This window comes from Stenotrophomonas sp. RIT309 (assembly GCF_000632045.1).
GTDB lineage: Bacteria > Pseudomonadota > Gammaproteobacteria > Xanthomonadales > Xanthomonadaceae > Stenotrophomonas > Stenotrophomonas indicatrix.
In genome coordinates this window covers 15127-37101 of sequence record NZ_JFYS01000044.1, presented here as the reverse complement: position 1 = coordinate 37101, position 21975 = coordinate 15127, and the positions used below count along the sequence as shown (strand labels likewise).

Below are 21975 nucleotides of genomic sequence, written 5' to 3'. Positions count from 1 at the left end.
TTGTCTTCAGCAGACAAGGAGACGTCGATGAAGATGCTGAAGCATGCTGCGGCATGCGCCCCCTTGCTGGCCGCCTGCCTGGGCCTGACCAGCAGCGCGCTCGCCCGGCCCACGTACGAGCAGGAAAAGGAAAACACCGCCAGGCTGGTGGATATCATCGACGGAGCCACCCGCGATGGTCTGGCGGTGGTGTTGGTCCCCGCCCCCTATGCCGTGATGGACGAGGGGCAGCTGGTGTCGACACCTGTTCCCGGGTTCCACCTCGGCAAGCGGTCCACGGATCTGCCACCGTTCTCGATGCGGGCATCATGGCAGCACCAGGACACTCCTTCACAGGGTTACGTGCAGTCGTTCAATACCAACGAACTGGAGACCGGACCGCAACGGACGGTATTGATGGATGTGCTGGAAGTGCATCTGATTCCTCCCGGCACCTATCTGCTCAACGGGGCCGAGAACTACAGGCTGGACAGCCGTGTTTCCGTCCTGAAGCCACTGGCCGCGAAGGATGAGGCGAGTCGGGATATCGGCGTCACCCGGCTGTCTGACGTGACCTTCCGCAAGTACGCCTGGCAGAAGGTGTGGGTGCCGCCAGGCACGCTGGATGAGCAGCATTCTCAACAGGTGTGTACTTCAGTGCACGTTGCATCAGGCAACTGCGTGTCCTGGGGTACCCAGGCGTACACGACTTCGCGCTCCACGCAGGGCTATTGGGATGACCGGATCATGCCCACCGATGTACCTGCCGTGCGCATCCAGGCGGTCATCAGCAAGGCACATGCACCCCTGTCCTTCATCGCGCGCGAAGGGCAGATCCTGCTCAGTCCGTTCGTCGTCGCCGCCGACGGTGACGTGGACTTCAACAATGAGGACTGCTCGCCTGTGCAGGGTGTCATGAGTTGCCGCCTGCGCCGCTTCACCGTGCGCTACCGGCCAGCACCATTGGATGCCACCCGCCAGCACATCGCGATCAGCTCCCGTGGCTTGAACGCGAAGCAGCGAAAGGTCCTGGATCGGATCGAAGCGATGCAGTTGCAGGTCCGCGGCCCCATCGGCACGAAAGATCCGCTGCTTGGCACGGCGGTGAGCGCCACGCACTGAATCGGTACAACGAAAAGCGGCGCTCGATGAGCGCCGTTTTTGATACTCCCACCAGCAATGCCTACCGGTACATGTTCCTGGATCGACGCAGCTCCATGCCCGCTTCCCAGGACGAAATCGTCTCCGAAATCGCCATGAGATGCGGCGCGTGCCTGCAGCGCGCGGCACTTCGCACGACTGCACTTCCGGCGCGCGATCCTGATGGCCACATGGGGCAGTGCCCGCCGCGATCCTGTACGCACGCCAACGTGATCCCGCCGCGCCGTTTACCTGCATGACTGCAGACACATACGCCCGCATCGGCGGCATGCAAGAGTGAATCGCACGTCACCTCGTTCGCCTGCTCAGGGCACTGGTGGACGACGCATCCCGCAGGGCCGATGCCGTCGGCGCAGGTCCTGCCCACGCTGCTGCGCAAAGGACTCCCATGCACACGATCATCTCCGAACGGACCGCAGCTCCCTCCTCCCGGGCCATGCGCCACCTGCGCCGATGGCTGGGCGTTTCACTCCTGTGCGTCGCTGCCAGTGCAAGCGCCGCCGATGACCTGCAGGCACGCATCGCACAGGCATTGCAGGGCACTGCGACGCCAGCGATGGGAGTGCTGGTGATCCGCGACGGCAGGATCGCCGAGCAGGCCGTCAGCGGCTTACGCCGCAATGATGAAAAAGTGGCCGCCAACAACGGCGATGCCTGGATGATCGGCTCGACCGGTAAACCGATCACCGTGGCGATGATCGCGCGTCTGGTCGAACAGGGCGTGCTGAAGTGGGATGCGCCACTGTCGACGATGCTGCCCGACCTGGCGGCACAGATGCAGCCGGCCTACCGCAACGTCACGCTGGTGCAGCTGCTGTCGCACCGCGCCGGCCTGCCGGAGAACCTCACCGATGGTGCCGCGCTGGATGCGTTCTTCACTGACACGCGTGCCCTGCCCGTACAGCGCGAGGCGTACATCAAGGCTGCGTTGTCAGAGGCGCCGGTGCACCCGCCGGGAACCGAATTCGCTTACAGCAACAGCGGCTTCCTGATCGCAGCGGTGATCGCCGAGCGCGCCACCGGCAAGGACGTGGAAACGCTGATCCAGCGTGAGGTGTTCCAACCGCTGCAGATGACCGGCGCCGGCTTCGGGCCGACCACTGCCGGGCAGCCGCTGGGCCACCGCGGCGGAAAACCCGTGACCAGGGCGCCGCAGAAAGCCGATGACGGGGTACCGCCGATCTACACCGCCGCCGGCAACCTGCACATGCGCCTGCAGGACCTGGCACTGTTCGCCATCGACCAGCTCGCCGGCAGTCACGGCAAGGGCACGCTGTTGACGCCGGCGTCCTACACGCTGATGCAGAGCGCGCAACCGGGCAGCCCATCGGGTCTGGACTGGGGCGTGCAGCCGGCGATCGCCGGCCGCCAGGGCCCGGTGCTGGTACACGGCGGCTCTGATGGCAACTGGCTGGCCTGGGTGGTGCTGTTCCCCGCACAGAACAGTGGCGTGATCGCCATTGCCAACGCCGCCGAAGACACGGGGGCCGACACAGCCACCATGGGCGTGCTCGGCGGTCTGTTCGCTGAACTGGCCCCTGCTGTCGCGCCTGCCGCCAGGTAGACTCCTCGCGACGCCCTGTACCTGCGGGGCGTCGTCCTGCCGCACCACTGCAGGCGGTAACAGGCATGCACCGGATTGCCTAGAATGCGCGTCCGATCATCTGCAAGGACGCTGTTACCCATGCCGCATTCCCCCCACGAAGCGATGGCCCTGCGCCGCGAAGCACGCGATGCGCTGCAGCAGGAGCGTTTCGATGATGTCGACCGCCTGCTCGGGGAGGTGGAGCAACAGTGGCTCGACGGTGGCACCCCGCGCTTTGGATATGGCTGGCTGCTCGCCACCCTGCTTGAGCCTGCGCAGGACCTGCCTGCCCGCCTTGAACGGGCCCGGCAGTGGTGCGCACGACAGCCACACAGCCCGCACGCGTGGGCCGTGCTGGGCACGCTGTGGGACCGGGTTGCCGGCCGCATCCGCTCCACCGACACCATCGAGAAGATCCGTCAGGCGCAATGGGACGGTGCTGCGCTGGCACGCGACCACGCTCTGGCCGCATGGCTGCACACCATCGCACGCCATCCACGTCCCGCCTTCGTACTGGGGCGGATGCTGCGGATGGCCTGCTATCTGGGCGAGCCGCGCTGGTTGCAGCAGTTGCAACGCGGTGGACGCGCCGATCTGTACACAGCGCAGCAGCGCCAGGACCCGGAAGCATTCGCCGCCGCGGTCGCATTGCTTGCGCCCTACGGTGCCCCCTTGGATGAACTTCCCGCCCTGCCCGCTGTGCTGGCGCACCGCAGCGAAGAAGCATTCGAGTATGCCGCCGACTACTGGCTGGAGCTGGCGCTGTCGTTCCGTGCCGATGATGTCGACGTGCTCGAGATCTATCTGTATTACCTGTACCCGCGCTGGGGCGGCAGCCACGCGCTGATGCAACACTTCATCGATGGTCCCGAAGCATCACGATTGATGCTTCCGCAGCGTAATCGACTGCGTGTGGTCAAGGAGCGCGACTGGCTGTGGCTCGCCCCGGATGCCGACGATGCCGAGGCCATCGCCGAACAGGAGCAGGCCTATCGCGCCCTGCTCGACCTGCACCTGGATGCATCAACGCGGGCACAGGTGCTGTGCTGGCGGGCGATGCTGGACTACCACCTCGGCCGCGACGAACCGCAGGAAAACCAGGTGAACTGGGACCCGATGCGGATGACGCATGCCCGTGACTGCCTGGCAGAGGCGTTCGCGTTGGATCCCGGCTGTGTGGTCGATGAGGGCATGAACGCACTGGAAGCCTGTGCGCATTTTGCACGCGTCGACGGCGCCGACGCGCTGTTCGCACAGGTGCTCGCCAGTGTCGAAGACTGGACCGACAGCGCGCATGCCCTTGCGTGGTTGGCAGCCGGTCGTCAGTCCGGCCTGTTCGGCTTCAGCGCGGACAGCGCCCTGGCCGCGCAGCACCTGCAGGGAGCGCTGGCGACGGCCGACGAAGATGGCGTGGAGTTGTCCACGGTGGCTGCCAACCTGTTCTGCTCGGTTTCCGCGCCGGCCGGTCTGCAGATGCTGCTGCAGCTCGCGCACGCCGGCGACCCGAGGTCGATGGCATCGCTGGTGGATCTGTACCGCGGGCGTGTGGCCGGCAAGGACTTCCCCGCCTACGCCGACCCCGTGCAGGAGGCGCTGTGGACCGAGCGTGCGATTGCTGCCGGCGACCTGGTGGTGATCTACAACCGCGCCTGGCAGCTCGGTGAGATCTTCAGGGAGACGCCCGACCCCGCGCTGCAGCAGCAGTCGCGCATGTTGTATCGGCGCTGCGTGGACGAGGCCGAGCCGCATGACCGGGTATGGCGCCCTGCACACATGAATCTCGCGGTGCTGCTGTATCAGGGCGAGGATGACAACGACAAGCGCGAAGCGGTGTTCGACCTGCTGGGGCCGCTGTGGTGGCGCGGCGACAGCACGACGCAGGCCTGGGCGGCAGGCTTCCTGGCCGATGTGTTCCACTTCGGCAATGGTGTGCCTGCCAATGCCTTCCTGGCCAAGACCTGGCTTGACCGGGCCGCCGATGCGGAGCCGGACAACGCGGAGGTGCTGCGCATGCGCCCGTTGATCGATGGGCAGGGCAAGTTGTTTGGTGCCAGCCGTGCAGCGCGTCAGCAAGCCCGCGACCGCGACAAAGTGGACCTGCGCAGCTGGCAGCTGACCTTCGGCCTGGATGCAGTACCGGACCGGCACGACGTGCACCCGGTCTGAACCAGCCGCAGGCCAACGACAGACGCCCTGCACGGGCAGGGCGTCTGCAGGAAAGTGCAAGGGTGCCGGTATCGCGTGCGATACCGGCCGATGCGGCTTACCAGTTCATGTTCAGCGAAACACCCACGGTGCGCGGTTCGTTGTAGACCGCGGCCATGTAGTTCTCGATCACACCCTTGAGGTTCTTCTCGTTGGTGATGTTGCGCGCGAACAGCGCCACTTCGTAGGCACCGTAGTTGCCCGAATAGCCGATCTTCAGGCCACCCTCGAAATCACCCTTGGAGTTGAACTCCTTGCTGTCGTACAGCACGAAGCTGGTGTAGCCCTGCTTGTTCCAGTCGGTGGACACGAACATCGTGGCCGCGTCGCTGACCGGGAAGTCGTAGCGCGCAGTCAGGTTGATGTTGTACTTCGGTGCGTTCGGCAGCGGGTTGCCATCGATCTGCGCGAAGGTGTTGGCACCGACCTTGATGGTCGGATCGTTCACCGTGCACACCACCTGGCCGTTCAGGCCGCAGACCTGCGCGTAGACGCGCTTGTCCTTGATCTCGCTGTGCAGCAGGCTCAGGCCGGCGCTCAGGGTCAGGTTCTGGATCGGGCGCAGCTCCATGTCCGCTTCGAAGCCGTAGGCCTTGGCCTTGTCTGCATTGAACAGCACGCCGTTGCCGTCCGAATCGTTGCCGTTGAGCTGGATGTCGTTGACGGTGTAGGTGAACGCGGTGGCGTTCAGGCGCAGGCGGTTGTCCCACAGGCTGCTCTTCACGCCCGCTTCCCACGACAGGATCGTTTCCGAATCGGCGGTGGTGAAGTCGGCATTGAACACCGCCGAACGGCCCTGGATGGTCGGGCCACGGAAGCCGCGGGCGACCTTCGCATAGACGCTCACGTCCGGGGTGATCTGATACATCGCGCTCAGATCCCAGCTCGGGGTGGTGTCGGTCATCTTGACGTCGGTGCGGCCCTTGTAGGTGACCAGGCCGGCAGCGGTATCGGCCGTCTTCAGCAGGCGGGTGTGCTTCTCATCGCGGGTCTGGCGCAGGCCGGCGGTGACGGTGAACTTGTCGGTGAAGGCGTAGCTCAGCTGGCCGAAACCGGCCCAGGAGGTGTTCTTGTTGCGCAGGCGCACCCAGTTGTTCGGGTTGCGCGCAGCGCCCTTCAGGAACCAGGCGCGCTGGTAGAAGTCGGTGGTGTCGCTGCCGTTGAAGTAGAACGCACCGGCCTGCCACTGCAGGGCGCTGTCGTCATGGCTGGCCAGGCGGAACTCCTGGGTCAACTGGTCCAGGTCACGGATCTGGCCCATCGACTGGCCGTAGCCGTTCGGCACGCCATTGACCGGGAAGTTGACCGCAGCGCCGCCGTCGGTGTCACCGCGGCTGTAGCCGGAAGTGGTCTCGTAAGCGGTGATCGAGGTGAAGTCGATCGCGCCGAAGTCATAACGCGCCTTCACCGAACCGCCGTAGGTCTTGTACGCCTGCGGATTGTTGTCGGCCTCGTCGTAGGCGACCTGGTCACGCGGCACGTCGGTCTTGTTCGAGCCCTTGGTCAGTGCGTTGCGCAGGAACAGGGTCGAGGTGCCTTCGTAGTCGCGGGCGTGGGCCGAAGCAAGGATCGAGAACTCGTCGCTGGGGGTCAGCAGCAGCTGCGCACGCACGTTGCGGTCGTCGAAGCCGCCCATGGCGTTCTTCTTCGGGCTGACCGTGCCGTCGGCGCTGGGGCCGGTGTAGGTGTTGTCGACGTAGTCGTCGCGGTGCTGGTACAGCGCCGACACGCGGAACGATGCGATGTCGTTGATCGGGCCGCCGAAGCCACCGTCGATCGACACGCTGTTGTAGGAGGCATAGCTGGCGCTGACGCGACCGCTGTAGTCCTGGGTCGGCTTGAGGGTGTCGAACTTAACGATGCCGGCGGTGGTGTTGCGACCGAACAGCGAGCCCTGCGGACCGCGCAGCACTTCCACCTGGTCCACGTCATAGACCGGGTTGGACTTCAGCACCACGTGCTCCAGCACGACGTCGTCCTGGATGATCGACACCGGCTGCGAGGCACCGAGGTAGAAATCGATGTTGCCCAGGCCGCGGATGTAGAAGCGCGGGAAGATGCGGCCGGTGGTGGTTTCCGCATACAGGCTCGGCACGCGGCCGGACAGCGCCAGCAGGGTGTCGTCGCCGCCGGCGGTGAAGTCGCGCATGCGCTCGCCCTGCACCACGCCTACCGACACCGGCACTTCCTGCAGGTTCTGCTCGCGGTGCTCGGCGGTCACGGTGATGGTGTCCAGCCCGGTCGGGGTCGGTGCACTGTCCTGCGCGGCAGCACCGAAGCTGGCAGCCAGCGCCAGGCCTGCACAGGCCAGGGCCAGCGGATGGCGACGGAAGGAAACGAAGGAGGACGACATGCCCGACGAACGGCGGGAATCGGAATGGGAAGGCATCGAAAGCTCTGAGGAGGCGTCCGTGCGGCCTGCGCTGACCGGGCGGCAAATAGGAGGAAAACTGCGCAAGCGGCCATTATCCTCCAAATTGTTACAATTTCGTTGCGCCGCTAGGCAGCAGGGGGATCAGGCCGCTTTCGGCACAGTCCCCGCCTCAGCCGTGCTGCGGTAACGGCGCCAGCGCGACCTCGACCATCGCCAGCAGGCGTTCGCGGCTGATGCCGTCTCGCGCCTGCACCGAGATGCCATGCAGCACCGTGGCGAAATGATCGCCCAGCGCCTGCACGGATAGATCGGCCGCCAGCTCGCCAGCCGCCTGCGCCTGCTGCAGCCGCGCGATGATCGCCGCCGTGCGCTGGCGGCGGTGGCTGGCCAGCCAGTCGCGTACGCCCTCGCCATCCGGTGACACGCTGCTGGCCGAGGACACTACCAGGCAGCCATGCGGACGACCGCGACGGGTGTAGGTCAACACGGCATCCCGCAGCATGCTGCCGATCGCATCGCGCAGTGACGCCTGCTCCAGCGCGCGCGGCGCGAAGCCGCCCTCGCCTTCCTCGTACAGCGCCACCGCTTCGCGGAACAGCTGCTCCTTGCTGCCGAACGCGGCGTAGATGCGCGCCGAGGCAATGCCAAGCGCTTCGACCAGGGCCGACATCGAGGTGCCCTCATAGCCGTGCTGCCAGAACAGCAGCATCGCCTTGCGCAATGCCTGGTCCCTGTCGAATTCGCGCGGTCGCCCTGCCATCTGCCTGCCTGCCGTTCTGAGGCGCGCAGTGTAACGCGGGTGTTGACCATCCCGATGCACGCGCCTATTCTTTGTCGACCGACAAACAATTGGAGAAACACATGCAAACCCTCAAAGGCCCCAGCCTGCATCTGGCGCAGTTCGCTGGCGACCAGGCGCCGTTCGACAGCCTGTCCGGCATCGCCGCCTGGGCGGCCGGTCATGGTTTCAAGGCCCTGCAGATTCCGGCATGGGACGCGCGCCTGTTTGACCTGGCCACCGCCGCCGACAGCCAGGACTACTGCGATGACCTGCGTGGCACCCTGGCCGAGCACGGCCTGCAGGTCAGCGAGTTGACCAGCCACATCCTGGGCCAGCTGGTGGCGGTGCATCCGGCCTACGATGAGCTGTGCGATGGTTTCGCACCGGAAGCACTGCGCGGCAATCCGCAGGCACGCAGCGAATGGGCACAGCAGCAGCTGCATCTGGCCGCCCGCGCCTCGCGCCGGCTCGGGCTGCAGGACATGGGCACCTTCTCCGGCTCATTCGCCTGGCCCTACCTGTTCCCCTTCCCGCAGCGTCCGCCGGGCCTGATCGATGCCGCATTCGATGAGCTGGCACGCCGCTGGCGGCCGATCCTCGATACCTGCGAGGACAACGGCATCAACCTCTGCTACGAAATCCATCCCAGCGAAGACCTGCACGATGGCATCAGCTTCGAACGCTTCTTCGAGCGTGTGGGCCAGCACGAGCGCTGCCGCATCCTGTTCGATCCCAGCCACTTCGTGCTGCAGCAGCTGGATTACCTGCAGTTCCTGGACATCTACCATCCGCTGATCCGCATGTTCCACGTCAAGGATGCGGAGTTCCGTCCCAATGGTCGCCAGGGCATCTACGGTGGCTACGCCGACTGGACCGAACGCGCGGGCCGCTTCCGCTCGCTGGGCGATGGCCAGGTCGATTTCAAGTCGATCTTCTCCAAGTTGGCGCAGTACGACTACGCCGGCTGGGCAACGCTGGAATGGGAGTGCTGCCTGAAGGACCAGGAAGCCGGTGCGCGCGAAGGTGCCGCCTTCATCCGCGACCACATCATCCCGGTCACCGACAAGATCTTCGACGACTTCGCCGGCGCGCCGATCAGCGCCGCCCAGATGCAGCACATGCTCGGCATCGCCTGAGCCCCCACAGGAACATCCCCATGACCAATTTCCCCACCGCTGGTACCCCCGGCGACGACACCCTGCGCCACCACTACCTGCGTATCGACGGCCAGCGCGTGCATTGCGTCTCCGCCGGCAGCGGTCAACCGGTGCTGTTGATTCCCGGCTGGCCGCAGACCTGGTACGCCTGGCGCCACGTGCTGCATGCCCTGGCCGAGGCCGGCTTCGAAGCGATCGCGGTCGACCCGCCCGGCATCGGCGAATCCGATCGTCCCGCGCACGGCTACGACACCGGCAGCGCCGCCGCAGTACTGCACCAGACCATGCAGGCGCTGGGCCACGAGCGCTATCAGGTGGTCGGCCATGACATCGGCATGTGGATCGCCTATGCATTGGCCAGCGACCAGCCGCAGGCGGTGCAGCGCCTGGCCGTGACCGAGGCGGTGATTCCCGGGTTGGCGCCCGAGCCGGGCATCTTCGCCGCGCCGGCCGACAACATCTTCCTGTGGCACTTCATGTTCAACCAGGTGGCCGATCTGCCCGAGGCCCTCATCACCGGTCGCGAACGTGCCTACCTGGACTTCATGTTCGACCGCTGGTCGTACCGGCGCGACGCGGTGGCCAGCGAAACCTACATCGCCGCCTACAGCCGCCCCGGCGCGTTGCGTGCAGGGTTTGCCTGGTACCGCGCGATTCCGGAAACCATCCGCCAGAACCAGCTCCGCGCACAACGCCGGCTGACGATGCCGGTGCTGGCCATCGGCGCCGAGCACGCCACCGGCAACGCCCCCATGCTGACCCTGCAGCCGCACGCCGATGACCTGCGCGGCAGCGTCGTGCCAGGCTGTGGCCACTTCATCATGGAAGAAGCACCGCACGCCTTCCTCGCCCAGCTGCTGCCGTTCCTGCAGGAGGCTGACCATGCCGCTTGAACCTGCGTTGCAATCGTTCGTGGATGCGGTGGCGGCGCAACCACTGCCAGACGATCTGCTGGAACTGCGCGCACTGAGCGAGCAGGCGCTGCCCACGCTGCAGGGTGCCACCGAGGCGGTATCGCATGTCGTGGAGCACGTCATCAGCGCGCGCGACGGCCATGCGCTCGTCGTGCGCCTGTATACGCCCGCAGCCAACGGCACCGAGCTGCGCCCTGCCCTGTTGTTCGCCCACGGCGGTGGTTGGTTCCAGTGCTCGCTGGCGGTCTATGACGGCCCCTGCCGGGCCCTGGCCAATGCCAGCGGCCATGTCGTCGCTGCCGTCGGCTATCGCCTGGCGCCGGAGCATCCGTTCCCGACGCCGCTGCACGACGTCGCCGATGCCTGGCTGTGGCTGCAGGCCCATGCCACCGCGCTGGGTCTTGATCCGGCACGGTTGGTCATCGGCGGCGACAGCGCCGGCGGCAATCTCGCCGCCGCGTGCTGCCTGCTGCTGCGCGATCAGGGACTGCCGTTGCCATCGCATCAACTGCTGCTGTACCCGGCACTGGATGCCACCATGGCCAGCGACACCTACCGCGAGTTCGCCGACGGTTACTACCTCAGCGCCGGCCTGATGCAGCGCTGCTGGCAGGCCTACCTCGGCGACGGTGACCGCCGACAGGCGCTGGCTTCGCCCCTGCTCGCCCGCGATCTGCGTGGCCTGCCGGCGGCCACGGTGCTGAGCTGTGAGTTCGATCCGCTGCGCGACGAAGCTGAACAATACGCCGCAAGCCTGCGGGAAGCGGGTGTGGACTGCACGCTGGAGCGCCTGCCGGGGATGATCCACGCCTGCATCCACTTGCGTGGTGTGTCGGCGGCGACCGACATCGCGATCCAGCGCGCGGCGGCCCTGCTGCCCTGAGCCAGGCCTGCAGCGGCGCAGAGCACCTGCGCCGCTGTGTCCGGCCCGCCCCTTTGCAGCCGGCACCGGCCAGCGCTATGCTAGGGCCGTCACGTGGCGCCAGCTCCGCTGCCCACGGGATGCAACACCCCCATGGGGCCATAGCTCAGCTGGGAGAGCGCGTCGTTCGCAATGACGAGGTCAGGAGTTCGATCCTCCTTGGCTCCACCATATGAAAAACAGAAAGCCCCGGCACTGCCGGGGCTTTCTGTTCTGGCCAGCCGCTCAGGCCGGCTCCTGCCCGCCGTCCTTGCGCGCGGGTGCACGCGAATGTGCATCGCGCACCTTCTGGTCCTGCTGGCCGGGACGCTGCTTGGCCACTTCATCCTGCTGCCGGTCCTGCTGACTCTCCTGCACACCTTCGCGTGCGTGGGAGGGCTTCTTGTCATGTTCGCTCATGCATCGCTCCGACGGCGCCGGCAACAGGCCAGCGTGACGCAGACAACGCTAGCGGCGACTGCGTGATGTGACGGTCAGCTGCCTGCGAACAGCGCGTGCAGCCATCACACCCCGGCAATTACCGCCGCCCGCTCAACATCTACCAGATCCAGATACGCGCCGCCAATCAGCTGCGTTTCGCCCAGTAGGCCAACGAACGGCGTGCGTTGAAGAAGGCAGGCACCGGAATGTTCCGGTGCCTTCAAGACGCGATCGCTCAATCCAGCTTCACCACCAGCTTGCCGAAGTTGCGCCCCTGCAGCAGGCCGAAGAAGGCTTCGGGTGCATTTTCCAGGCCCTGCACGACGTCCTCGCGATACTGGATGCGCTCATCGCGCAGCCACTGCGGCATGTCGCGCTCGAAATCCGGCCACAGATGCTTGAAGTCATGCACGATGAAGCCACGCACGGTCAGGCGCTGTCGCAGGATCTGGCTGAACAGCGCCGGCAGCCGATCCGGTCCGGGCTGCGCGACGCCGCGGGCGTTGTAGGTGGCGATGGTGCCGCACACCGGAATGCGCGCGAAATCATTGAGCAGCGGCAGCACGGCATCGAGCACATGCCCACCCACGTTCTCGAAGTACACGTCGATGCCATCCGGCACGGCAGCGCGCAGCTGTTCGGCAAAACCAGAGGCGCGATGGTCCAGCGCCACGTCCACGCCCAGTGTTTCCAGATAGGCACGCTTGGCCTCACCGCCGGCGATGGCAACTACGCGCGCGCCCTGCAGCTTGGCCAACTGGGCCACGGTGGCGCCGACCGGCCCACTGGCAGCGGCCACCACCAGGGTCTCGCCGGGTTGCAGCTTGCCGATTTCGATCAGGCTGGAGTACGCAGTGAACCCCGGCATGCCGTACACGCCCAAGGCTGTGCTCAGCGGCAGCCCGGCCGGATCCAGGTGCCGGCTGATCGCATCACCCGCCACCACGGCATGCGTCTGCCAGCCACCGGGGGCCAGCACCAGCTCGCCCACCGCCAGGCCAGGCGCCTGCGACTGCAGCACCTCGGCCACGGTCTGGCCCTCCATCACCGCATCCACTGCCACCGGCGGTGCGTACGACGGGCCATCGTCCATGCGTCCGCGCATGTACGGGTCCAACGACAGGTAGCGGTTGCGCAGCAGCACCTGGCCCGGGGCCAATGCCGCTAGCGGCACCTGTTCGAGGCGGAAATTGGCGGCGACCGGCGCACCTTGCGGGCGCGAGGCAAGCACGATGCGGGTGGTTGAATCGGACATGTCCAATGGCTCTGCTGCGGGCAGCGTCGGGAGAGGAACCGCGACAGTACGCCGCGCCCTGCCCTCGTGGGTGCCATGAAAACAGCGTTCCATCGGTGCCTTCCCCACTCCGCCGCTGCATCGCTTGTCCCGTCACCTTTGGCGCCAGCGACGGGCCGCTGTTTTCCGCGTCCGGCATTCCCGGTCAGGCCGGCTCAACGCAGGATCAACCACTTGCAGGTACTTCCGCTGGCCGCAGACACCAATGTGAAGGTTTTTTTCCAAAACGCTTGCCGAACCTGTCCTACGTCCGTAATATGCGCGTCCTCGGCAGCGACATCGCTGCAACGAAACAAGTGGCCGAGTAGCTCAGTTGGTAGAGCAGGGGATTGAAAATCCCCGTGTCGGCGGTTCGATTCCGTCCTCGGCCACCACTTTCGAAGACCTGCAGAAATGCGGGTCTTTTTTTTCTACATGGCCGAGTAGCTCAGTTGGTAGAGCAGGGGATTGAAAATCCCCGTGTCGGCGGTTCGATTCCGTCCTCGGCCACCATGTTCAAAGACCTGCAGAAATGCAGGTCTTTTTTTTGTCCGTGACGTTCCGTCCACGCACGACATGGATCGCGCCGCATCGATCCTGCGCGGATGCGGCACGTGGGTTGACGAAACATTCACACCTCCGCGTGCTTCGCAACCTACGCTCCAGACTCCTGCCCGGAGCCGACCAATGCGCTTGCACCCTGCCCTGCTCGCCTGCCTGCTGCTTTTCGCCGCACCGGCACTCGCTGCCGAGCCCGTGCGCGCGGTCAGCGAACTGGACATCGATCGCTATGCCGGCCAGTGGCACGAGATCGCACATCTGCCGGTGTCGTTCCAGAAGCAGTGCGTGGGCGAGATCACTGCCAACTACGGGCTGCGCCGCGATGGCCGGATCAGCGTCACCAACGCCTGCCGCAAGGCCGATGGCGAGCGGATTGTCGCCGAGGGTGTGGCGCGGCCCGTTGCGGGGCAGCCCGGCCAGCTGCAGGTACGCTTCGTTCCCGACTGGCTGAGCTGGGTGCCTCTGGTCTGGGCCGACTACTGGGTGATCGCGCTGGACCCGGACTACCAGTGGGCAATGGTCGGTGAGCCCGGCCGCAGGTATCTGTGGATCCTCGCGCGCCTGCCGGAGATGGACCGCGCCCTGTTCGACCAGCTCAAGGCGAAGGCGCAAGCGATGGGCTACGACCTGGCGCCGCTGCGTCTGATGGCGCCCGTGCACGACGCGCCCGTGCGCGGCGCGCCCGCCGACTGAGGCGCCGCCCGACCGGCGCACGCAACGTCCGCAATCCAGCATCGCGCACGCCTCGCGTGCATCTTCACGCGCTACCCTCTGTGGCCGGTCGCCGCGGGCGACCCTTTCCACCATACGCCGTAGTATGCTTATCCCACGCACCGCCTTCAGAGGACCTGCGCCCATGTTCCACCGCTTCCGTACCGTCTTGATCGTCCTGTGCACCCTGGCCCTGGTCGCTTGCGGCGATGGCATCGTCAAGCGCGTTTCGGAACCGGCCGCGAGCCTGCAGCAGCTGACCGTGCAGGCCAATGGCGACTGGACTGTCGCCCTGCGCCTGCAGAACTACAGTTCGATGCCGATGAGTTTCGACGACGTCGCACTGGCCCTGACCATCGGCGACACCGAGGCCGGCCCGCTGTCGGCCAAGCCGGGCATCTCCATCGGCGGCGTCTCCGCCGATGTCATCAACGTGAACTTCAAGCCCAGCCCGGCCGCACGCCTGGTGATCGCCGACGCACTGGCCAGCAACCGCACCCTCGCCTACAGCCTGAAGGGCACGGTGTCGGCCACGCCGCAGGAAAAGAAGCAGCGCACCTTCGATATCAACAGCCGCAGCACGCTCAACCAGGCCCCGGGCCTGCCCGGCGTGCTGCGCTGATCTCCGCTTTCCGCCGCGACGCATCGCGCCGCCCCCCCTGTTACTGATCAAATCGAGACGCACCGATGAGCAGCTACTCCGCCCCGCTTTCCGACCTTCGTTTCGGCCTGCACGATGTGCTGAAGGTCGAGCCGCTGTTCGCCCGTCTTGGCTTCACCGACGCCACCGCCGATGTCGTCGATGCCGTGCTGGAAGAAGCCGGCCGCTTCAGCGCCAGCGTGCTGGCCCCGCTCAACAGCGTGGGCGACGAGATCGGCTGCGTGCTCGACCAGGCCAGCGGCGAAGTGACCACGCCACCCGGCTTCAAGCAGGCCTACGACCAGTTCGTCGACGGCGGCTGGACCGGCCTGACCGCGGCGCCGGAACTGGGCGGCCAGGGCCTGCCGCACACGCTGGGCGTGCCGCTCAATGAAATGATCAACGCCGCCAACCTGGCCTGGGGCAACTTCCCGCTGCTGTCGCACGGCGCCATCGAAGCGCTGAAGCAGCACGGCGAAGCCTGGCAGCACGAGGCCTTCCTGAAGCCGCTGATCGAAGGCCGCTGGACCGGCACCATGTGCCTGACCGAGCCGCATTGCGGCACCGACCTGGGCCTGCTCAAGACCAAGGCCGAGCCGAACGCCGATGGCAGCTATTCGATCACCGGCACCAAGATCTTCATCACCGCCGGCGAGCACGACCTGACCGGCAACATCGTGCACCTGGTGCTGGCCAAGCTGCCCGATGCTCCCCCGGGCGCCAAGGGCATCTCGCTGTTCGTCACCCCGAAGTTCAAGGTCGACCGCGACGGCAACGTCGGTGAGCGCAACGCGCTGCGCTGTGGCTCGATCGAGCACAAGATGGGCATCAAGGGCTCGGTCACCTGCGTGATGAATTTCGATGGCGCCCAGGGCTACCTGGTCGGCCAGCCGCACAAGGGCCTGCAGGCGATGTTCACCATGATGAACACTGCTCGCCTGGGTGTCGGCCTGCAGGGCATCGGCCTGTCCGAGCGCGCCTACCAGAACGCGCTGAAGTACAGCCGCGAGCGCCTGCAGTCGCGTTCGCTCAGCGGCGCCAAGTTCCCGGACAAGCCGGCCGACCCGATCCTGGTGCATCCGGACGTGCGCCGCATGCTGCTGACCATCAAGTCGCTGGTGGAAGGCAGCCGCCTGCTGGCCCTGCATGCGGCCACCCTGATCGACGTCGCCCACCATGCAGACGATGCCGGTGAGCGCGAGCGCGCTGACACCCTGGTGAGCTTCCTGACCCCGATCTCGAAGGCCTGCCAGACCGAATGGGGCATCGAGAACACCTACAACGCCCTGCAGTGCTTCGGCGGCCACGGCTACATCCGCGAGCACGGCATGGAACAGCTGGCCCGCGATGCCCGCATCACCACGCTGTATGAAGGCACCACCGGCATCCAGGCGCTGGACCTGATCGGCCGCAAGACCGCGTCCAGCCAGGGCGCTGGCCTGAAACTGATGCTGGCCGAGATCGAGGCGTTCGCCAAGGCGAATGAAGGCAACGAGAGCCTGGCCGAGTTCATCGGCCCGCTGCGCGCCAAGGCCGCCGAATGGGGCAAGCTGACGATGGACGTGCTGCAGCGTTCGGCCGCCAATCCGGACGAACTGGGCGCAGCGAGCTACGACTACCTGTTCTATTCGGGTTATGTGGTGCTGGCCTACTGGTGGGCCCGCAGCGTTGCCGCCGCCGATGCCAGCGCACACGGTGCGGCGTTTGCCCAAGGCAAGCGCGAGACCGCGCGCTTCTACTTCGCCCGCGTGCTGCCGCGCACCCTCAGCCACGCCGCCGCCATCCAGGCGGGCGCCGCACCGCTGATGGCAATGGACGACGAACGCTTCGGCGCCTGAGCCGGGCCGCACCCGGCACCCGGCACCCGGCACCCACGGTAGTGCCGGCCGCTGGCCGGCAACCGCAACAGCTGGAGCAACAGCAACAGCTGGTTTCCTGCGGGATGGCGGGGTGGGTCCAATTGCGGGGGACGGCGCAAGTACGTCCCTGTAGCCTCGATCGCGCCATCCATGGCGCTCACGCCCCCGCAACCGGCCCCACCCCGCCTTCGACAATTTCCCGGTAGATCCACGCCAAGCGTGGATGGAAACCATCCGTAATGCCTCTGGAGAAAAGCCCCCTTTTGTTAAAGGGGGCGCGCCGACGGCGCGGGGGATAGGAAGAATGCGCGGACCTGAATCTTGCGATTTGGGTTTCGCCCTCCGGGCGATACCCAAATCGCAATGATTCAGGTATAAGCTGTTTTCCCGATGGAGACAGACACTACACGCTTGGGTCTGATCGAAGCCGGAGCTCCGTTTTCTGCTCCGGGCGCCGAAGCATCGCCCAACGCCACGACGCTGCATCGCCCCGGCACGGTCCGGTTGCTCTCACTGGATGGTCATGGCCGGGTCCTGGACTGGATCACCTGGCAGGACGCCGCCTGCCTCTACGCCCGCGATGCCGTCGCCTGGACCCTCGGCGATCCCTGCCTGCACATCCACGGTGGGACCAATCGTCGCAGTGGCATGCAGAGCGGAATGGACCTGCACCCGATCATCGCCGCGCGCGGCCATGCCCGCTCGCGTGCACTGGACCCGACACCGAACCTGACCAACCCGGCCCTGTTCGCCCGCGATGCCCATCTCTGTCTTTACTGTGGACAGCAGTTCGGACGCCCGACCCTGACCCGCGACCACGTCATGCCCTTGTCCAAAGGCGGCCTGGATACCTGGGAAAACGTAGTCACCGCCTGCTTCCACTGCAATTCGCGCAAGAGCGACCGCACCCCGCAACAGGCCGGCATGCCGCTGCTGGCGGTGCCGTACCGGCCGAGCTGGATCGAGCACCTGATCCTGTCCAACCGCAACATCCTGGCCGACCAGATGGCGTTCCTGAGGGCCCAGCTGCCCAAGCGTTCCAAGCTCTGCACCTGAACATCCGGGAATGCAACCCTCACCGTCCTGTCACGGGCGGCGGCGTTTGCTTGCCCCACCCCCGTTTGAGGGCGAAAATGGGCGTTCAGAACAAGTGCGAACATGATGATCGACTCTGCCCGCTATCCCCGCCTCGCGCGCATCCAGACACCGGATGACCTGCGCACGTTCGACGAATCCGAACTGACGGCGGTCGCCGATGAACTGCGTGCCTACCTGATCGAATCGGTCGGCAAAAGCGGTGGCCATTTCGCCGCCGGCCTGGGCGTGATCGAGCTCACCGTGGCCCTGCACTACCTGTACCAGACCCCGGTCGACCAGCTGGTCTGGGACGTCGGCCACCAGACCTATCCGCACAAGATCCTCACCGGTCGCCGCGACGAGATCCATACCGTCAAGCAGAAGGATGGCGTCGCGCCGTTCCCCAAGCGCGAGGAAAGCGAGTACGACACCTTCGGTGTCGGCCACTCCTCGACCTCGATCTCCGCAGCGCTGGGCATGGCCATCGCGCGCCAGACCGAAGGTGATGATCGCAAGGTCGTGGCCGTGATCGGCGACGGTGCAATGACCGCCGGCATGGCCTTCGAAGCGCTGATGCACGCCGGCGGCATGGAACCGGAGCCGAACCTGCTGGTGATCCTCAACGACAACAACATGTCGATTTCCGAGGCAGTGGGCGGGCTGACCAAGATGCTCGGCCGCGCCACCGGCAGCCGCACGCTCAATGCGCTGCGCGAAGGCGGCAAGAAGATCCTCGGCGACAAGAAGAACAATCCCGCACGTTTCGTGAAGCGCTGGGAAGAACACTGGAAGGGCATGTTCGTGCCGTCCACGATGTTCGAGGAAATGGGCTTCCATTACACCGGCCCGATCGATGGCCATGACCTGCCGGCGCTGCTGTCCGCGCTGAAGACGCTGCGTGCCTCCAAGGGCCCGAAGCTGCTGCATGTGATGACCACCAAGGGCAAGGGTTACGAGCCGGCCGAAGGCGACCAGATCGGTTACCACGCGGTGGGCCCGTTCGATCCGGACAAGGGCCTGGTGGCCAAGACCGGCGCGAAGAAGCCCACCTATACCGATGTGTTTGGCGACTGGTTGTGTGACGCCGCCGCAGCCGAGCCGCGTCTGTATGGCATCACTCCGGCAATGCGCGAAGGCTCGGGCCTGGTGCGCTTCAGCAGGGAATATCCGCAGCGCTACTTCGATGTGGCCATCGCAGAGCAGCACGCGGTGACCCTGGCCGCAGGCATGGCCACCCAGGGCGGCAAGCCGGTAGTGGCGATCTATTCCACCTTCCTGCAGCGCGCGTACGACCAGTTGGTGCATGACGTGGCCATCCAGGACCTGGATGTGCTGTTCGCGATCGATCGCGCCGGCGTCGTCGGCCCGGATGGTGCAACCCACGCAGGCAACCTCGACCTCAGCTTCCTGCGCTGCGTGCCGAACATGGTGGTGATGGCACCCTCCAACGAAGCCGAGTGCCGGCAGATGCTCAGCACCGGCCTGCAGCACCCCGGCCCGGCTGCGGTGCGCTACCCGCGCGGCAGCGGTACCGGCGTGGATGCCGGCAGCGATCTGTCGACCCTGCCGATCGGCAAGGGCGAGCTGCGCCTGCAAGGCAACCGCGTCGCCCTGCTCGCGTTCGGCAGCACCGTCGCCGCCGCCGAACAGGTGGGTCGCGAACTGGGCTTGAGCGTGGTCAACATGCGTTTCATCAAGCCACTCGATCGCGAACTGGTACTTGCCATGGCCAACCAGCACGACGCCCTGGTGACGATCGAAGACAACGTGGTGGCGGGCGGCGCAGGTTCGGCCGTGGCCGAACTGCTCAATGCCGAGGACGTGCTGCGTCCGATCCTGCACCTGGGCCTGCCCGATGCCTTCCAGCATCACGCCAGCCGCGAGGACCTGCTGGCCGAGGCCGGCATCGATGCGGCCGGCATCCGTGCGGCGCTGCTCAAGCGCTGGCCGCAGCTGGCCGCCGGCAACCCGCCGTTGAGCGCGGCGGGCTGAGAGCGTTGCAGGGGTCTGGTGGGGCCAAGCCATGCGTGGCTCCCCAGGTTCCTCATCCACGCCTGGCGTGGATCTACCAGATTGCTGGTGGCGCAAAAGCAGATCCACGCCAAGCGTGGATGGCGCGGACCGTGCCGACAAGCGGCGTGCTCAGCCGTAGCTGATCGCCTCGACAAACGCACCGCTGGACTCCACCCGCACCGAGGCGCGCTGGCCGGTATCGGTGAAATGCAGGCGGGCCAGGGTTTCGGCGAAATCGAAGGCACGGACGCCATCGCGGAACTCAATCGGCTCCGGCTTGTCCGGGTGCAGCACGCGCCATTGGCGCTGCTCACATTGCAGTCGGATCAACATGCGTTGCTCACTCCTTGAACAGCGTATCGACGACGAGAGAATGACCGCACCAGGCGCGACAGGAATGGCCAGTGCGAACCGGGACGCGCAAGGCGTCCCGGGAGTCGACAATACGAGGAAAGAAGTGTGATCGCTATCAGATTTTTCTGATCTTGAGCCGATTGCGACAACCGCTCAATTCACCTGGAACTGGGCCCTGCAGCCATTGCTGACCCAGATGCCACGGCGGTCCCAGCCCCAGGTCTGGCCTTCGATGCAGGCACTGCGCGATTCCTGTCGTACCAGACGCACGCCGCGACGAACCTGCGCATCGCAGTACTGCTGGCGCCGGTCATTGGAATGGCAGGCAATCACCTGGCCACCACCACCCCACTGGCTTCCGCCCCAGCCGTTGCCACCACCGCCACCCCAACCACCGCCGCCACCGCCCGGCCGCCGGTATTCACCGACGAATTCGGCACGGCAGCCCTGGGTAACCCAGACACCGTAACGGGACTGGCCCCAGGTCTCACCTTCCACACAGGGGGAGCCGGACAACTGGCGGATCATGCGCGCACGCCCTTCCAGCCGGCACTCGTTGCTGCGGTTCTTGATCGATTCGCAGCGCACGATGCCATTGCCACCACGATCATCGTAGCGATCGTCGTAGCCATAGTTCTGCGCCTGCACGCCGCCAGCGGCAGCCATCATCGGCAACACGGTGCACGCCACGGTGCGCCAAGTGAGTCCCTTGCCCATCCCTTGTCTCCAGGTGAATACGGTGGAGGCAAGCATCAGGGATTCCCGGCGTGGCGCACAGAGGGAGCCGCGACGGCGGTTTTTCCCCCATTCAACCAACCCAACCGCAACTGACTGCGGCTGCGGTGGCTCAGCGGCCGAAGTGCAGCGCGTCGACCGCTGTGCCCAGCGCTTCCACGCGCACGGTGCTGTGCTGGCCGGTACGGCAGTGATGCTCGCTGGCCCGCGAGGCAGCGGCATCGAAGGCGGCCGCACCGGTGCTGAACACTTCGGTCGCGCGTGTCTGCGGATCCAGGACGGACCAGCGCTGGGCGGTGCATTGGACAGTGATGACCATGGTGGGCTCCTGCGGTTCTGGGAAATCGGGGACCGGCGCAAGGCCGATCTCCGATGCCCGACCAGCCTAGCCAGCGCCCCGGAGAAGACCTATCGGATTTATCCGAAAACTCCCCACCATCGCCTCAGAAAGCGCCCCCCATCACATCCCTGAGGCCATTTAGGAAACCCGTTCCGTGACCCTTGTCACGAAGTCAGCCGCGCTTCACACTATCGTCATCAACAGGGGCCCCTTCCACATGCGCACCTCGCTTCCACTGCAGCGTTCGACGCTGCTGAAGTTCTATTTCGCCGCCAGCTACGTGGTATTGATCGAGGAACTGGTCCGCGCATCGCTGAGTTGAGGATCGGCCAGCGATGCTTGCCGCTGCTGCCGGGACCGAACAGACTGTCGGTTTACGGCACGGAGCCGCGCCCCTGATGCTGATCCCGCTGCTGGCTCTGGCCGCGTGTGCCAGCCCGGAAAAACCAGTCACCCATGACGCCGCCACACCCGTGGTCGGTGGCGATCGCGATGCGCACGGTTGCATCGGTTCGGCCGGCTATCAGTGGTGCGAACGCAGCCAGCGCTGCGAGCGCCCGTGGGAGCTGGCACAGGCGCAGGGCTTGGCCAACACCGCCGAAGCCATCGATGCCTACTGCGCCACCCCGGCGTCGCCGGCACGCAGGTAACGGGCCCACCAATGACCGACCTGACCCCGCTGCCCGCGCTGGCACTTGGCCGCTACCGCCACTTCAAGGGTGGCGAGTACGAAGTGATCGACATCGTCCGCAGCAGTGAGACGCTGCAGCCGATGGTTCTCTACCGCGCTCTGTATGGCGAGGGCGGCCTGTGGGTGCGGCCCTATACGATGTTCATGGAGCAGGTGCCCGGCGAGCACGGCCCGCAGGCGCGTTTCGCCCGCATCAGCGACTGAGCGGTGCGGCTCACGCCGC

At 66.0% G+C, this 21975-nt stretch carries 21 protein-coding genes and 3 tRNA genes; 16 read left to right on the top strand and 8 right to left on the bottom strand.

Going from position 1 to position 21975, the window contains the following annotated elements; genetic code table 11:
• Window positions 1-27 precede the first annotated feature (27 nt).
• The 3 genes from BW38_RS00840 (at window position 28) to BW38_RS00850 (ending at window position 4891) form a co-directional block, all read left to right on the top strand.
• On the top strand, window positions 28-1101 hold the full coding sequence (locus BW38_RS00840) for a hypothetical protein (protein ID WP_032978670.1): 1074 nt from the start codon (window positions 28-30) through the stop codon (window positions 1099-1101).
• A 427-nt stretch (window positions 1102-1528) separates the two neighbouring features.
• Window positions 1529-2704: a serine hydrolase domain-containing protein gene (locus BW38_RS00845; protein WP_081794608.1), complete on the top strand. Its 1176-nt coding sequence runs from the start codon at window positions 1529-1531 to the stop codon at window positions 2702-2704.
• Window positions 2705-2824: 120 nt separating this feature from the next.
• Entirely contained in the window at window positions 2825-4891 is a 2067-nt protein-coding gene (locus tag BW38_RS00850; RefSeq protein ID WP_051585171.1) for a DUF4034 domain-containing protein, read from the top strand.
• A gap of 97 nt (window positions 4892-4988) precedes the next feature.
• Here BW38_RS00850 and BW38_RS00855 read toward each other — a convergent pair whose 3' ends face one another.
• Together BW38_RS00855 and BW38_RS00860 are read right to left on the bottom strand one after the other, a co-directional pair.
• Complete coding sequence (locus BW38_RS00855; protein WP_032978666.1) at window positions 4989-7319, bottom strand: TonB-dependent receptor; 2331 nt, start codon at window positions 7317-7319, stop codon at window positions 4989-4991.
• A 154-nt stretch (window positions 7320-7473) separates the two neighbouring features.
• Complete coding sequence (locus BW38_RS00860) at window positions 7474-8064, bottom strand: TetR/AcrR family transcriptional regulator (protein ID WP_025876357.1); 591 nt, start codon at window positions 8062-8064, stop codon at window positions 7474-7476.
• Between the two features lie 101 nt (window positions 8065-8165).
• Here BW38_RS00860 and BW38_RS00865 point away from each other — a divergent pair, with 101 nt between their 5' ends.
• The 4 genes from BW38_RS00865 (at window position 8166) to BW38_RS00880 (ending at window position 11249) form a co-directional block, all read left to right on the top strand.
• Window positions 8166-9221 carry a sugar phosphate isomerase/epimerase family protein gene (locus BW38_RS00865; RefSeq protein WP_032978663.1) on the top strand — a complete coding sequence of 352 codons (1056 nt, stop codon included), beginning with the start codon at window positions 8166-8168 and terminating at the stop codon, window positions 9219-9221.
• Window positions 9222-9241: 20 nt separating this feature from the next.
• Window positions 9242-10135 (top strand): alpha/beta hydrolase, encoded by an 894-nt coding sequence (locus tag BW38_RS00870; protein ID WP_032978659.1) that lies wholly within the window; start codon window positions 9242-9244, stop codon window positions 10133-10135.
• Window positions 10125-11039: an alpha/beta hydrolase gene (locus BW38_RS00875; RefSeq protein WP_032978657.1), complete on the top strand. Its 915-nt coding sequence runs from the start codon at window positions 10125-10127 to the stop codon at window positions 11037-11039. Before BW38_RS00870 ends, BW38_RS00875 begins: the two co-directional genes overlap by 11 nt.
• Window positions 11040-11173: 134 nt before the next feature.
• Window positions 11174-11249: transfer RNA gene (locus tag BW38_RS00880), tRNA-Ala, on the top strand.
• Between the two features lie 54 nt (window positions 11250-11303).
• Here the strand turns inward: BW38_RS00880 and BW38_RS22040 are convergent.
• From BW38_RS22040 to BW38_RS00885, 3 genes are all read right to left on the bottom strand, one after another.
• A complete protein-coding gene (locus BW38_RS22040) occupies window positions 11304-11477 on the bottom strand; it encodes a hypothetical protein (RefSeq protein ID WP_189487004.1) in 174 nt (57 codons plus the stop codon).
• 104 nt (window positions 11478-11581) lie between these two features.
• Complete coding sequence (locus BW38_RS21965; RefSeq protein ID WP_161763275.1) at window positions 11582-11737, bottom strand: hypothetical protein; 156 nt, start codon at window positions 11735-11737, stop codon at window positions 11582-11584.
• Window positions 11734-12753: an NADP-dependent oxidoreductase gene (locus BW38_RS00885; protein WP_032978654.1), complete on the bottom strand. Its 1020-nt coding sequence runs from the start codon at window positions 12751-12753 to the stop codon at window positions 11734-11736. The genes BW38_RS21965 and BW38_RS00885 overlap by 4 nt, the downstream gene beginning before the upstream one ends.
• Before the next feature lie 337 nt (window positions 12754-13090).
• Between BW38_RS00885 and BW38_RS00890 the strand changes: the two genes are divergently transcribed.
• The 7 genes from BW38_RS00890 (at window position 13091) to dxs (ending at window position 19611) form a co-directional block, all read left to right on the top strand.
• Window positions 13091-13166, top strand: a tRNA-Phe gene (locus BW38_RS00890).
• Between the two features lie 42 nt (window positions 13167-13208).
• Window positions 13209-13284: transfer RNA gene (locus tag BW38_RS00895), tRNA-Phe, on the top strand.
• Window positions 13285-13458: 174 nt separating this feature from the next.
• Window positions 13459-14025 carry a lipocalin family protein gene (locus BW38_RS00900; RefSeq protein WP_032978646.1) on the top strand — a complete coding sequence of 189 codons (567 nt, stop codon included), beginning with the start codon at window positions 13459-13461 and terminating at the stop codon, window positions 14023-14025.
• A gap of 163 nt (window positions 14026-14188) precedes the next feature.
• On the top strand, window positions 14189-14665 hold the full coding sequence (locus BW38_RS00905; protein ID WP_025876342.1) for an LEA type 2 family protein: 477 nt from the start codon (window positions 14189-14191) through the stop codon (window positions 14663-14665).
• Window positions 14666-14730: 65 nt separating this feature from the next.
• Window positions 14731-16521: an acyl-CoA dehydrogenase C-terminal domain-containing protein gene (locus BW38_RS00910; RefSeq protein ID WP_032978643.1), complete on the top strand. Its 1791-nt coding sequence runs from the start codon at window positions 14731-14733 to the stop codon at window positions 16519-16521.
• Window positions 16522-16932: 411 nt separating this feature from the next.
• The gene (locus tag BW38_RS00915; RefSeq protein WP_025876340.1) at window positions 16933-17598 is read left to right on the top strand and encodes an HNH endonuclease; all 666 of its coding nucleotides are present in this window, start codon (window positions 16933-16935) and stop codon (window positions 17596-17598) included.
• A gap of 105 nt (window positions 17599-17703) precedes the next feature.
• Entirely contained in the window at window positions 17704-19611 is a 1908-nt protein-coding gene (dxs, locus tag BW38_RS00920; protein WP_032951912.1) for a 1-deoxy-D-xylulose-5-phosphate synthase, read from the top strand.
• A gap of 150 nt (window positions 19612-19761) precedes the next feature.
• On the opposite strand, the gene BW38_RS00925 is transcribed toward dxs, so the two are convergent.
• The 3 genes from BW38_RS00925 to BW38_RS00935 form a co-directional block, all read right to left on the bottom strand.
• A complete protein-coding gene (locus BW38_RS00925; protein ID WP_032978640.1) occupies window positions 19762-19965 on the bottom strand; it encodes a hypothetical protein in 204 nt (67 codons plus the stop codon).
• A 174-nt stretch (window positions 19966-20139) separates the two neighbouring features.
• Window positions 20140-20703, bottom strand: coding sequence for a DUF3011 domain-containing protein (locus BW38_RS00930; protein WP_032978638.1), 564 nt, complete (start codon window positions 20701-20703; stop codon window positions 20140-20142).
• 130 nt (window positions 20704-20833) lie between these two features.
• Window positions 20834-21040: a hypothetical protein gene (locus BW38_RS00935; RefSeq protein WP_025876332.1), complete on the bottom strand. Its 207-nt coding sequence runs from the start codon at window positions 21038-21040 to the stop codon at window positions 20834-20836.
• 419 nt (window positions 21041-21459) lie between these two features.
• Here BW38_RS00935 and BW38_RS0121030 point away from each other — a divergent pair, with 419 nt between their 5' ends.
• The gene (locus BW38_RS0121030; RefSeq protein ID WP_032978635.1) at window positions 21460-21711 is read left to right on the top strand and encodes a hypothetical protein; all 252 of its coding nucleotides are present in this window, start codon (window positions 21460-21462) and stop codon (window positions 21709-21711) included.
• Window positions 21712-21722: 11 nt separating this feature from the next.
• The gene (locus BW38_RS00940; RefSeq protein ID WP_032978633.1) at window positions 21723-21956 is read left to right on the top strand and encodes a DUF1653 domain-containing protein; all 234 of its coding nucleotides are present in this window, start codon (window positions 21723-21725) and stop codon (window positions 21954-21956) included.
• The last annotated feature ends 19 nt before the right edge of the window (window positions 21957-21975 follow it).